Origin of the sequence: Clostridium sp. CAG:265 (assembly GCF_000436575.1) — a bacterium.
Lineage (GTDB): Bacteria > Bacillota > Clostridia > Clostridiales > Clostridiaceae > Clostridium > Clostridium lentum.
In genome coordinates, this window is the sequence record NZ_FR886581.1 from 39,900 (window position 1) to 52,824 (window position 12,925).

At 29.8% G+C, this 12,925-nt stretch carries 11 protein-coding genes; 9 read left to right on the forward strand and 2 right to left on the reverse strand.

Annotated features, from left to right (window positions below; all coding sequences use genetic code 11):
- The first annotated feature begins 9 nt into the window (after positions 1–9).
- From murI to Q5O29_RS01500, 7 genes are all read left to right on the forward strand, one after another.
- Complete coding sequence (gene murI / locus Q5O29_RS01470) at positions 10–783, forward strand: glutamate racemase (RefSeq protein ID WP_022211253.1); 774 nt, start codon at positions 10–12, stop codon at positions 781–783.
- A 138-nt stretch (positions 784–921) separates the two neighbouring features.
- Positions 922–1,194, forward strand: coding sequence for an STAS-like domain-containing protein (locus Q5O29_RS01475; protein ID WP_022211254.1), 273 nt, complete (start codon positions 922–924; stop codon positions 1,192–1,194).
- Positions 1,195–1,431: 237 nt separating this feature from the next.
- The gene (locus tag Q5O29_RS01480) at positions 1,432–1,956 is read left to right on the forward strand and encodes a peptidylprolyl isomerase (RefSeq protein WP_022211255.1); all 525 of its coding nucleotides are present in this window, start codon (positions 1,432–1,434) and stop codon (positions 1,954–1,956) included.
- Positions 1,957–2,034: 78 nt separating this feature from the next.
- Positions 2,035–2,400, forward strand: coding sequence for a DUF3783 domain-containing protein (locus Q5O29_RS01485; RefSeq protein ID WP_022211256.1), 366 nt, complete (start codon positions 2,035–2,037; stop codon positions 2,398–2,400).
- 4 nt (positions 2,401–2,404) lie between these two features.
- Positions 2,405–3,076: a helix-turn-helix transcriptional regulator gene (locus Q5O29_RS01490; protein WP_022211257.1), complete on the forward strand. Its 672-nt coding sequence runs from the start codon at positions 2,405–2,407 to the stop codon at positions 3,074–3,076.
- 64 nt (positions 3,077–3,140) lie between these two features.
- A complete protein-coding gene (locus tag Q5O29_RS01495) occupies positions 3,141–6,716 on the forward strand; it encodes a S8 family peptidase (RefSeq protein ID WP_022211258.1) in 3,576 nt (1,191 codons plus the stop codon).
- A 45-nt stretch (positions 6,717–6,761) separates the two neighbouring features.
- On the forward strand, positions 6,762–8,099 hold the full coding sequence (locus tag Q5O29_RS01500; RefSeq protein WP_022211259.1) for a peptidoglycan-binding protein: 1,338 nt from the start codon (positions 6,762–6,764) through the stop codon (positions 8,097–8,099).
- Positions 8,100–8,138: 39 nt separating this feature from the next.
- Here the strand turns inward: Q5O29_RS01500 and Q5O29_RS01505 are convergent, their stop codons facing one another.
- Positions 8,139–9,197, reverse strand: a complete 1,059-nt coding sequence (locus Q5O29_RS01505; protein ID WP_022211260.1) for a transporter — start codon at positions 9,195–9,197, stop codon at positions 8,139–8,141.
- Between the two features lie 163 nt (positions 9,198–9,360).
- Between Q5O29_RS01505 and Q5O29_RS01510 the strand changes: the two genes are divergently transcribed.
- Both Q5O29_RS01510 and Q5O29_RS01515 read left to right on the forward strand, forming a co-directional pair.
- The gene (locus Q5O29_RS01510) at positions 9,361–10,446 is read left to right on the forward strand and encodes a hypothetical protein (protein ID WP_022211261.1); all 1,086 of its coding nucleotides are present in this window, start codon (positions 9,361–9,363) and stop codon (positions 10,444–10,446) included.
- 105 nt (positions 10,447–10,551) lie between these two features.
- On the forward strand, positions 10,552–11,475 hold the full coding sequence (locus Q5O29_RS01515) for a TIGR01212 family radical SAM protein (RefSeq protein WP_022211262.1): 924 nt from the start codon (positions 10,552–10,554) through the stop codon (positions 11,473–11,475).
- A 137-nt stretch (positions 11,476–11,612) separates the two neighbouring features.
- On the opposite strand, the gene Q5O29_RS01520 is transcribed toward Q5O29_RS01515, so the two are convergent.
- Complete coding sequence (locus Q5O29_RS01520; protein ID WP_022211263.1) at positions 11,613–12,788, reverse strand: class I SAM-dependent rRNA methyltransferase; 1,176 nt, start codon at positions 12,786–12,788, stop codon at positions 11,613–11,615.
- Between the last annotated feature and the right edge of the window lie 137 nt (positions 12,789–12,925).

Genomic DNA, 12,925 nt, shown 5'->3' on the forward strand with positions numbered 1-12,925 from the left:
GAGATTATTATGGATAAAAAATATGAAGCTATAGGAGTGTTGGATTCTGGGCTTGGTGGTTTAAGTGTTTTAAGAGAAGCAATAAAAATAATGCCTAATGAGAATTTTATATATTATGGTGATTCAAAAAATGCTCCATATGGAGTAAAAAGTTCAGAGCAAGTAAAAAAGCTAACCTTTGATGTTGTAGAATATTTATTATGTAGAGGTGTTAAAGGTATAATGGTTGCATGTAATACAGCAACTAGTGCAGCTGTAGCAGAGCTTAGAATTAAGTATACAGATATTCCAATAGTAGGTATAGAACCAGCTTTGAAACCAGCAGCTAATAGTAGTAAAGAAGGCAAGATATTAGTTATGGCAACACCAATGACTTTAAAAGAAGTTAAATTTCATAAACTTTTAGATAGATATAGAGATATGAGAGAAATAGAGCCTGTACCATGTGGAGGTTTGATGGAATATGTGGAGCAGGGAATTTTAGAAGGTGAAGAACTTGATGCTTATTTAAGAGAAAAACTAGAGCCATTTATGGATACTAAAATAAGCTCTATAGTATTAGGATGCACACATTATCCATTTGTAAGAAGTGCCATAGCAAAAGTGGTAGGACAAGATATAGATATAATTGATGGAAGCTTAGGTACATCTAGAGAGTTGATGAGAAGATTAAAGGAAAGGGATTTATTAAATGATAGCATGGAAAAAGGAACTATCGAAATGATAAATTCATCTAATAAAAAAGAATTAATAGATTTATGTTGGAAGCTCATAGAAATGTAAAAGAATCGTTTTATTAATGATTCTTTTTTGTTTTTAAAAAAAGTTTGTTAAAAGCTTGACAAATAGATAGAAGAAGAATAAGATATAAGTATAGAAAGAATTTTCAGAAAATTTTAAAATATTGAGGGGATGTTACATATGAAAAAGAATGTCAAAGTAAGAGAAATATTAGGAAAAGAGTGTAATATAGAGGATGCAATATTATTAAGAGAAATAATAAGAAATAATTTAGAAGATGGAATCCAACTAGATTTTGAAGGGGTTAATAGAGTAGCAACAACTTTTCTTAACTGCTTATTAAATGATTTGATTACAAAGTATGGTAGAAAATATGTTTTTCAACAAGTTGATGTTAAAAATTTATCAAATGTTAGGGATTTTTCAAGAGTAGTGTTAGGAACTACCTTTTAATGAAGATAAAAATACATACAATAAGAAGGTATATAGAAGCATTTAGTATAAGTATTATAAGAGAAAAGAATGGATATATAAGATAAGGTTAATTATAGGAATTAACTTTATCTTATTTTTTTGTGGAAATAATACAAAAGATTAAAATATTTTTATAAAATAAGCAATTAACCTTGAATTACTATGGATAAATATGATAATAATAAACTATAAATAAATGAAAGAGAGGAACTTTTTATGAAGAATCCAATAGTTACAATAGAAATGGAAAATGGAGGAGTTATCAAAGCAGAATTATATCCTGAAATAGCTCCCAATACAGTTAGAAATTTTATAGATTTAATTGATAGAGGATTTTATGATGGAATTATGTTCCATAGAGTAATACCAGGATTTATGATTCAAGGAGGATGCCCAGAAGGCACAGGAATGGGAGGCCCAGGGTATAGAATTAAAGGTGAATTCTCAAGAAATGGATTTAAAAATGAATTAAAACATAAAAGAGGAGTTCTTTCAATGGCAAGAACTATGATTCCAGATTCAGCAGGAAGTCAATTCTTTATAATGGTAGCAGATGCACCACATTTAGATGATCAATATGCTTCATTTGGTAAAGTGATAGAAGGAATGGAAGTGGCTGATAAGATAGTTTCAACTAAAACTGATTATAATGATAAACCATATGAAGATCAAGTAATGAAGAAAGTTACAGTAGATACTTTTGGTGAAAAATATGATGCACCAACAATAATTGAAGATTAATAAATAATCAGGAATGATGAGTTAGCTTAATTCATCATTCTTAAATTATAATTTTATATTTAATAAATAGGAGAAAAGATGTTAAAGAATAATAAGTGTATATTAGTTTATAATCTTAAAGATGAAGAATTACAAAAGCTTAAAAGGCTTCCTTTTAAAGTAATTGAAATTACAAAAGAAATGGCTAGTATGACCGTTAAAGATATAATTGAAGGATTAGAAGTAGAAACAGAAACAACAAATGAAAATAGTCCAGAAGAAAAAATGATTTTATTTAATAATTTTGCACAAAGAGAAATGAAAAATATGATTTCTACAACAAGAAAGATAGTTAATGGAGGAATATTAGCAATGGTAACACCAATATCAATTAATTGGACTGTAAACTATCTAGTGAACCATCTTGTTTTAGAAAGAGAAACTATGTCTAAGGGTAGGAGATAAGAATATGAGTAGAGTAGGGGAAAAGATTAAAGAGGCAAGATTAAAATCTGGTATGACTCAAAAGGTTTTAGCTAAAAAGCTAGGTGTAGCAGAAAAATATATAAACGAAGTTGAAATGGGAAAAAAGGTAGTACAGGAATCTTTTATTGATAGAGCTGCTAAAATATTAAAGGCTGATTTAAATGATATAAGTATGGTAGTTACAGATGAAGCTTTAATGGAAGAAAGAAAAAATGAAGCTGTTAGTAAAAAGCCCAATAAAATTGAAGTAAATGAATTTTGGAATGATGCTTTTTCTTCAGTTTTAAAGAGCGTACCTGTCTATGGATATGGTTTAAATGTAGCAAAAGGAAGAAAAGAGTTGCCAGTGCATTCTAATAAAATAGAAGGTTTCCCACAAGATAAAGTTTTATATATAGAAATTGAAGATAGTGAAATGTCTGGTTTTAGAATGATGCCGGGAGATTTGGCTTTTGCTCATTTAGTAAAGGAAATAAGTAATAATGGATTCTTCTTAGTTGAGTACAAGAATAAGAGAAAAATAAGACAGATTAAGAATCTTGGAAATTCAAAAGTTCTTCTAGTAAGTAATGGAGGAGCTCTTATGACTGAAACTGCAGAAATAAAAGAGATAGAAGTCTTAGCTAAACTAGAAAGAATAGAAATAAAATTATAAGAAGTGCCGAAAGGCACTTTTTTTTGTTATAAAGACATATATTGTTATAAACCAATATAATGAGGTGTTAGATATAGAAACTAATTTAGGATTATTAAAAGAACTTCCAAAGGAAGTCCTTAGTAAATTAAATATTTCTAGTAGCTATCTTTTAGGTGAAACTGAAAAAGAAATAGAGGTTGTGATTATTTCAGGAGATAATCCTGATAATATTTCAAAAATTGTAGATAATTTAGGTGGGAAATACTTAAATTTAGGATATAACTTTGGAATTGTGACAATACCTTTTGATAAAATAATTAATTTAGCACTGATTCCTACAATACAATACATTGAATTTCCTAAAAATTTATACACAACAGATTTTGAAAGTAATAGAGCTAGTTGTATAACACAGATATCAAAGGCTAATGGACTAAATGGAAAAGGAACTATTGTAGGGTTTCTTGATACAGGAATTGATTATACTCATCCAGCTTTTATAAATGCAGATGGTACTAGTCGAATAGAGTATATATATGATTTAAGTTTAGGTGGAGTAGTATATAGTAAAGCACAAATAAATGAAGCTTTAAAGACTGAAAATCCTTATGATATTGTACAGTCTAGAGATGATGTAGGTCATGGTACTCATGTTACAGGAATTGCTTGTGCAGGTGGAAATATTCCATCTAGATATTATGGAGTTGCACCTGAAAGTTCAATAATAATGGTAAAGGTAGCTAGAGGATTATTTACTTTAAGTACTGATATAATGAAGGGCATAAAATTTCTTATAGATAAAAATAAAGAGCTTAATATGCCATTGGCAATTAATATAAGTTTAAGCACAAATGATGGAGCACATAATGGTAGTAGCCTTCTAGAACAATACATTTCAACAGTTTCAACTTTAGAGCGAGTAACCATTGTTATTGCAGCAGGAAATGAAGGTGAAGCAGCGCATCATATATCAGGAAATTTAGAAGAAGTAAATGAAATACTTTTTAATGTTTCATCTGATGAAACTACAGTTGTAATAAATTTATATAAGTCATTATTACCTTCATTGAGTATAAAGCTAATTTCTCCAAGTGGAGGTAGTACTGGAGAAATAACAATAAAAGAAGGATTTCAAGAAGGTGCAATTGGTAATTCAAGATATTCTATATATTTAACAGGACCTAAGCCATTTGATATAAGTGGTGAGATTGGAATTATAATAAGTGGAATTAATGAATATATAACACCAGGTGAATGGAAAATAAATTTAAGAAAATTGGATAATTATGATGGAACTTTTGATATGTGGTTACCTATTTCAGAAGGGTTAAATATTAACACTAAATTTGTAAATCCAGTTGTTTATAATACTTTAGGAATTCCTGCTACAGTAAGAAATGTAATATCTGTTGGTAGTTACAATTACTTAATAGACACCATATCACCATTTACAGGAAGAGGAAAAAAATTTGAAGGTCAATATATAAAGCCAGATATAGTTGCACCAGGAGAAGGAATTTATTCAGCTATTCCTAATAGAAGTTTTGATAAAAAAACAGGTACATCTATGGCTACACCACAAGTTACAGGAGCTGCTGCACTTATGATGCAATGGGGTATAGTAAATGGAAATGATTATTACTTATATGGAGAAAGATTAAAGTATTTTTTAATATTAGGTGCTAAAAAAAATAGAAAAGATATAATATATCCAAGTCCATCATGGGGATATGGTGAACTTTGCTTAAGAGATAGTTTTAATATATTAGCACAAACATTAGGCATAGGATTTAGAGATATTGATATTGAAAATAGACAAAATAGTAATTTTGATTTAGAGCTGTCAAATATAGGTGTTAAATATGATACAACTAGTGAAGATAATGTATTTCTTTTAGTAGAAGTTACAGGAAAAACCAATCTTGATGATATATTAAAAATACTGAATATTTCAGGTGTTATGGTATCCTCAAATTTTGCTATTATAATAACACCAGCTAATAAAGTTAATGAAATAAGTAATATAGTTTTAAGGATAGTTAATATTGAAGTTTCAACAATATTAACATTAAATGCTATATCTCCGTTGGAAGCTAGTGGCGCACCAGTATTTAATAATAATCCTTATTTAAGGCTTAATGGAAGAGGTGTATTAGTAGGAATAATAGATACAGGAATAGATTATCTTAATAAAGAATTTCAAAGAGAAGATGATACAACAAGAATAGTAAGAATATGGGATCAAACTATACAAGGAAATAAGGAGATATATAGCTTGAAATATGGAACAGAATATACTGAAGATCAAATAAATCAAGCTATAAGATTACAAGCTTCAGGAGGAGATCCATATAGTATAGTTCCGTCTAAAGATGATATAGGACATGGAACAAGAATGGCTGGAATTATTGGAGGAAGAGGAATAAACCCAGATTTAAAGGGAGCTGCTTCAGATTGTCAATTTATTATTGTTAAATTATCTAGAGCAACTAAAGTAGAACTTGATGTAGCTGTCATTGATAAAACAGATGTGCCTTCATATAGTCCATGGAGTGCATTATTAGCATTAAGATATATAATTGCTGTTGCCAGAGAATTAAAGCGTCCAGTAGTTGTTTTTGAACCTCTTGGAAGTAATATGGGTTCACATACAGGAAATGGGATTGTTGAACAATCTATAAATAACTATTCAACACAATCAGGAACTGTTGTTGTTGTTCCTACAGGAAATCAAGGAAATACAGATACTCATACTGAAGGGATAATAGAAAGTTCTGGTGATATAAAAGATATAGAAATAAGAGTTGGTGAAAAGCAAAAGAATTTACCAATAGAAATATGGGTAAATAAGCCTAATAGGGTGAAGCTTTCTATAATTTCACCTTCAGGAGAGATGATAGATAATTTAGATTCTAAAAATGCGAATAATGAAAGAATTAAATTTTTATATGAAGGAACTGAAATGATAGTTAATTTTACTTCCCCTGAATTATCAACTGGAGATTCTCATATTTTTATAAGAGCTTATAATTTAAAAGCAGGAATTTGGAAGTTTAGATTAACTGGTCAATATATAGTTGAAGGAAAATATTATGCTTGGATACCACAAAGAGAACTTTTAGATAGTGAAACTAAGTTTTTAAATTCAGTTGGTTATACTACACTTACATTATCTAGTACATCTAATAGAGCAATTTCAGTGGCATATTACAATCAAGAGGATAATTCAGTTGTAACTGAATCAGGAAGGGGTTATACAAGAGATAAAATGATAAAACCAGATATAGCAGCAGGAGGATTTAATGCGATAGTTACTAATCCAGGTGGTGGAACTGCTGTAATTAGTGGAGCTTCTGTTGCAGGAGCTGTAGTTGCAGGTTGTTGTGCTCTTATTCTTCAATGGGCAGTTACTGACAAAAACTATCCTGATATATATGCAGAACAAATAAAGGCATATATCATAAGTGGGGCTAAAGGAAGGCCAGGAGATGTTTATCCTAATAAGGAGTGGGGATATGGAATGTTTGATATGAAGGGAATATTTGATAGGATTAAAGATACGTATAATCCTAGAAAAAGTGAAGATTATGAAGAATATAGAGTTAATAACTTATTCATAAGGATTCCAAAATCTAGATATAATAGAACTATTAACTAAAAAAAGCATATTAATATAATGGATTAATATATTAAGGAGTAATATATGGCAGAGCAAGGTGGATTAAAGATTCAATGTTTTGTAGAAGATAGTTATGTGCCTGTAGATAAAGTAACAGCAACTTTAACACCAGCAGAAGGACAAGTGGGTGAAAGTCAGTCAATAGATCTTACTACTAATTCGTCTGGGGAGTCTCAAATAATATCATTAGAAGCTCCGCCTCTTGAATATTCACAGCAGCCAATAGGAAAAATTCCCTACAGTCTGTATGATTTAAGAGTAGAAAGAGAAGGATTTCAAAGCATAGTAGTTAATGGGATTCAGATATTTCCAACACAGATAGCAATACAACAATGCTTTCTAATAGAATCCTCAAGAAAATTTGGTTCAAGGGCAGATATAATAAATATTCAACCTAATACATTAAATGGAAATTATCCTGCTAAAATTCCTGAAGAGGTAGATAAACCTTTGCCAGCTCCCACCAGTGGAGTTGTTTTACCTAAACCTGTTATACCAGAATATATTACAGTACATCAAGGCTCACCTAACAATACATCAGCTTCAAATGTTACAGTGCTCTATAAAGATTACATTAAGAACGTTGCTTCATGTGAAATATATTCTACATGGTCAGAGTCGACAATTAGAGCAAATGTTTATGCAATAATTTCATTTACCCTAAATAGAATTTATACAGAATGGTATCGTGGAAAAGGGAAAAATTATCAAATAACTAATTCAACAGCATATGATCATGCCTTTAATTATGGCAGAAATATTTATGACAATATAGGTGCCATAGTAGATGATATTTTTTCTACTTATATAAGGAGGTATGGCAGGAAGCAACCACTTTTAACACAATATTGTGATGGGAAAAATGTTCAGTGTCCAGAATGGATGACTCAATGGGGAAGTAAATATCTTGGTGATAAAGGAAAGACTCCATATGAAATACTAACTCATTTTTATGGTACAGATATTGAGCTTGTTACAGCAGAACAAGTTGCTGGTAGTCCTGCATCATACCCAGGATATGACCTTATTGTAGGTTCAACAGGTGACGAAGTTAGTACAATTCAAGAACAACTTAATAGAATAGCAAGAAATTATCCACTAATACCTAAGGTAGCTGTAGATGGAGTTTATGGAAGTACAACGCAGGAAGCTGTAAAAGTATTTCAACAGGTATTTAATCTTCCACAGACAGGTGTGGTAGATTATGCAACTTGGTATAGGATATCTGATATTTATGTAGGGGTTTCTAAAATAGCAGAACTTAAGGATGCAAGAAAAGGAACTAAGAAAATATTCAGACCACCAGTTTCAATTGATATGATAAATGACCCTAATGTACCAACCTTCGAGTACTTCGATTAGAAAGGTTCTGGGAATAGTAAATTAGAGAGAAGCTTAGCTTTAGCCAAGCTTTTCTTTATTTTTGTAGAAAAAGTAAATGCATTGGGTAATAAAAATTAGGCTGAGTATACCAAACATAGGATAAAGGGTGGTAATAAGATTAGAAAACCCTATTTGTGATATTGGAAGGGCAAAAGCTAAGACAATAAATATTCCTTTTTTAAAAGGTAGCTTAAAGGTTTGTTCTAAAGTCTTGCTAATGGAATAAACATCTGATACTTCTGTAGAAAACATTTCAAGCCAGATTATAATTAATAGCAGTGCTTGAATTATGTTACTAAACCTTTGGGCACATAAAAGAAGTGGTATTTCATATTTATATATATAAGGCTGATTCATTAATAATAAAATATTAATTATGGTAGATAAAACAGTTAGGCCAATGGCACCAAGAGCGATGCCAGATACCATAATTTTAGATTTACGTGTTTCATTGCTTAAAGGCACTAATACACCACAACAGCAAAGAGTGTTATATCCAGCATAAAGTATGGTGGATATTAAAACTCCTTTTTTAGGAGGAGTAAATTGAGAAATATAATTTATGCTGAGATTATCACCACAAAATATAATATATAATATGAATATTAAAGTAATAGTAGTAAGTAAGGCAGGAACGATAAATGAATTTACTTCAATAAGTCCATTGGTTCCTCTAAGAAGAAAGAAAGAAGCTAAAGCAATCATTATTAGAGTTCCGATTATTTTAGGAATACCAAAAAATTGATTAATAAGTGCTCCGCTTCCGGCTAAAATAATAGAGGCACTGGAAATTAAGTAAACGGTAGTAATGGCACCAGTAAATTTTCCAAGAAGATTGGGGCTTATTACTTTAATTACATCACTATAGGAGTTGAGTTCGTATCTGATGCTTATTTTTGATATAATGGTGCCAATAATTATATAAAAAATTCCACAAAAAATAATGCCAATAAAGCTTATTAAACCATAGGAAGTAAAAAATTCTGTAATTTCTTTGCCAGAAGCAAGTCCGGCACCAACAATTGTCCCAATAAAAACAAAAGCAATTTGAAAAATTTTATATATGTCTTTTTTCAATCATATCACTCCAGCTATTAAAGTATTATTTAATTTTCCCTCAATTAAGTATATAAAGATTACAGTATATTTATTCTTTATTTAATTTTTATGAATAAGCTATATTTTTATATGAAAAAATATAATTAAGCTAAACCATAATATTTTGAGGGAGGAATTATCAGTGAAGAATAAAAGATTTATTAGTTTATGTGTGGTATTATTCAGCTTATTTAATTTTACGTCTTGTAAAAAAACAGAAAAGGAAGAAGTCAAAGTAGACTTATTTGATAGCAAAAAAGCATTAAATATAAGTAAAGAATATTTATTTAATATTAAAAATGGAAATATTGATGGTGCTAATAAGTTATGTACTGAAGAGTTATTAAAGGATAATGTAAATATTGGTGAAGGAATATCACAAATTACTTCGTTTGATAAAGAAAAGTCCATTGAAGGAAATAACTTTGCATACTATATTTACAATATAATAAGAACTTCCTCTACAGAACCTAAAAGTGATTTGGAAAGTTTAACTATTAAAGTTGAAAAGATTAAAGATCAATATTTAATAAATGGAGTTAAGTCTCAATCTAAGAAGGAGCTTTTTGTAGATGGAAAATATTTAAGAATATTAGAAGAGGAAGGAAGCAATAGTAACTTGGTGGTATCTTTAAATAGCATTCCTAAAGATACTTATGTAAGTGAGAATGATATAATGCTTTATAAAGCAAAGGTTCCTAATGAAGCTTTTGGCAAAGTAGGATTGAGTTTTACAGGAAAAAAAGTTGCTATATCTACAAAAGGACAAGAACAGACATATATATGTGTAGCTAATATTGAGGATAGTATAACAACATTTATGGGAGATAATTCAGCTACTAGTGGAGGTAATGGAGATAGCACTATGTCCCAGCTAGAAGAATTATTTGAAAAGCCAATAGCTAAGAAAATAGTATCACTAGATTTATTAAAAGATTGTAATATCAATAATTTTATTTTTTCAAAGAAGGAAGATTCTTTGGCTGTTGTTTATAGTAATGGTAATGGTGTGAGAAGGGTCAACATATATAATGCCAATGAGGGAAATATCATAAGCAAAGCAATAAATGAAGAATTTAACGAAGCAGAATATAATATTGATGAAATTGGTTTTAATCAAGAAGAATTTATTTTTAATGTAAGTAAAGCAAAATCAGATGGAGCTATTAATGAAAAAGAAGGTAAATATTCTTTTGATGTTGAAAGTTATGAGATTAAGAAATTGTAATATCCTAAGAAGTAATTTATAATTATTAAACAAGGAAATGAATAAAGGAAACTTTATCATTTCCTTTTACTTATAACTTTTAGACTAGATGAAAGGTTGATATATATGAAAGAATGGAATGGAAAGAGATATCACAGCTTAAATTATTTTTTAAGAAATAAATATGGTGAAAAAATTTATAAGATTCCTTTAGATGGAGGATTTACATGTCCAAATAGAGATGGAAAGGTAGCTAAAGGAGGATGTACTTTTTGTAGTTCACACGGTTCTGGAGATTTTGCAGGAAGTAGAATTTTAACTATAACAGAGCAATTTGATGATAGAAAAAAAGTCATGGAGAAGAAATGGAATAAGGGAAAGTACATAGCGTATTTCCAAGCGTACACTAATACATATGCACCAATAGAAGAGTTAAGGGAAAAATATAGTCAAGCTATAGCAGAAGAAAATGTTGTTGCTTTATCCATAGCAACAAGACCAGATTGTTTAGGTGATGATGTACTTGAGCTATTAGAAGAAATGAGTAAGAAGGTTTACTTATGGGTAGAATTAGGGCTACAAACTATTAATGATGAAACTGCAGAAAATTTTAATAGAGGATATAAATTTGAAGTTTTTAAAGAAGGTATAAAGAAATTACAGGATAGAGGGATAGAAGTTGTTGTTCACTCTATATTTGGACTTCCTGGAGAAACAAAAGAAGATATGCTTAAGACAATAGATTACATAGCTCATAGTGGGGCACAAGGAATCAAATTCCACTTACTACATTTAATGAAGTATACAAAGATGGCTGAGCAATATTATAATGGAGAATTTGAGTTATTAAGTGAAGAAGATTATATAGACCTTATTTGTGAGGGAATATCTATGATTCCAGAGGATATGGTTGTACATAGACTTACAGGAGATGCTCCAAGAGCAACGCTTATTGGACCAATGTGGAGTCTTAAGAAATGGGAAGTGTTAAATGCTATTGATAAAGCACTTGTAGATAGAGATATATGGCAAGGGAAAAACTTTAAATAATTAATAATTGAAAATTGATAATTTAATAAGTTATGTTGTTTACAGCACAAGTACAGATGAAGTTGAAAATTTACAAAAAGAGATATCCAATTTAATTTCAAATTAATTGGATATCTTTTTTGGTGTTAATCACTTATTTAGACTACTTGGAAGATAAAGAATTTTAAGTAGTAAGATTCATCTGAGTTCCAAAGGATTGGATGGTCACAGCTTTGAGTTCTAACTTCTATTTGTCTTAAAGTTCTTCGTGCATCATGAGCAGCTTCTAATACTGTTTTCTTTAATTGTTCTTCACTCATGTAATGAGAACATGAACAAGTTGCAAAATATCCACCAGGTTTAACCATTTTTAAACCTCTAAGATTTATTTCTTTATATCCTCTGATGGCAGCATTAACAGTTCCTCTTGATTTAGTGAAAGCAGGAGGATCTAATATTACAACGTCATATTGTTTACCTTCTCTTGACCATGTACCAAGGACATCAAATGCATTATGACATTCAAATTTTACAATATCTTGTAAATTGTTAAGTTCAGCATTTCTAGTTGCACAATCAACAGCATGTTGAGAAACATCGATTCCAAGTACTGATTTTGCACCAGCTATACCAGCATTTAAAGCAAAAGACCCTGTATGAGTAAAGCAGTCTAAAACGTCTCTTCCTTTACAAATCTTATGTATAGCAGCTCTATTTTCTTTTTGGTCTAAGAAGAATCCAGTTTTTTGTCCGTTTTCAATATCAACTATGTACTTAACACCATTTTCAATTATTTCAACATCTGTGTTGAAAGGTTCAGTTAAGAAGCCTTTTCTTTGCTCTAAGCCTTCGATTTCTCTAGTCTTTATATCACTTCTTTCATATACACCTTTAGCATTATATTCTTCAACAAGTATTTTAACTATTAAATCCCTATATTGATCCATTCCTAAAGTTGATATTTGAATGACGTAGTAATCATTAAACTTATCTATTGTAAGTCCAGGTAGAAAGTCAGCTTCACCAAAGATAAATCTACAAGAAGATGTATCTATTACAGTTTTTCTATAATCCCATGCAGCAGCAAATCTTCTTTTAAAGAATTCCTCATCAATTTCTTCGTTTATATCTCTAGTCATTATTCTAATTGTTATCTTACTTTGATCATTTATGTATCCTTTTCCAATGAAATAATTCTTGTGATTATACACTTCAACAATATCTCCATTTTCATAATCACCATCATATTCATTTATTTCATCAATATATATCCAAGGACGACCATTTTCAGCTTTTTTATTTTTCCCTTGGTGCAAGTAAAATTTACTAGACATTATATAAAAACTCCTTTCAAGACAATTCTCAGCCATATGGGTTATGGGAGAATGTGTATGTATTTTAAATAAATAAAAGTAACTAAATTATAGCATAAAGAAAAGTAAAGGTAATGAATATTATGAAAATAAAGAAT

Excerpts from the sequence above, each read along its gene's own strand:
- murI (WP_022211253.1), top strand. The coding sequence starts at position 10 with ATGGATAAAAAATATGAAGCTATAGGAGTGTTGGATTCTGGGCTTGGT.
- Q5O29_RS01475 (WP_022211254.1), top strand. The coding sequence starts at position 922 with ATGAAAAAGAATGTCAAAGTAAGAGAAATATTAGGAAAAGAGTGTAAT.
- Q5O29_RS01480 (WP_022211255.1), top strand. The coding sequence starts at position 1,432 with ATGAAGAATCCAATAGTTACAATAGAAATGGAAAATGGAGGAGTTATC.
- Q5O29_RS01485 (WP_022211256.1), top strand. The coding sequence starts at position 2,035 with ATGTTAAAGAATAATAAGTGTATATTAGTTTATAATCTTAAAGATGAA.
- Q5O29_RS01490 (WP_022211257.1), top strand. The coding sequence starts at position 2,405 with ATGAGTAGAGTAGGGGAAAAGATTAAAGAGGCAAGATTAAAATCTGGT.
- Q5O29_RS01500 (WP_022211259.1), top strand. The coding sequence starts at position 6,762 with ATGGCAGAGCAAGGTGGATTAAAGATTCAATGTTTTGTAGAAGATAGT.
- Q5O29_RS01515 (WP_022211262.1), top strand. The coding sequence starts at position 10,552 with ATGAAAGAATGGAATGGAAAGAGATATCACAGCTTAAATTATTTTTTA.
- Q5O29_RS01520 (WP_022211263.1), bottom strand. The coding sequence starts at position 12,788 with ATGTCTAGTAAATTTTACTTGCACCAAGGGAAAAATAAAAAAGCTGAA.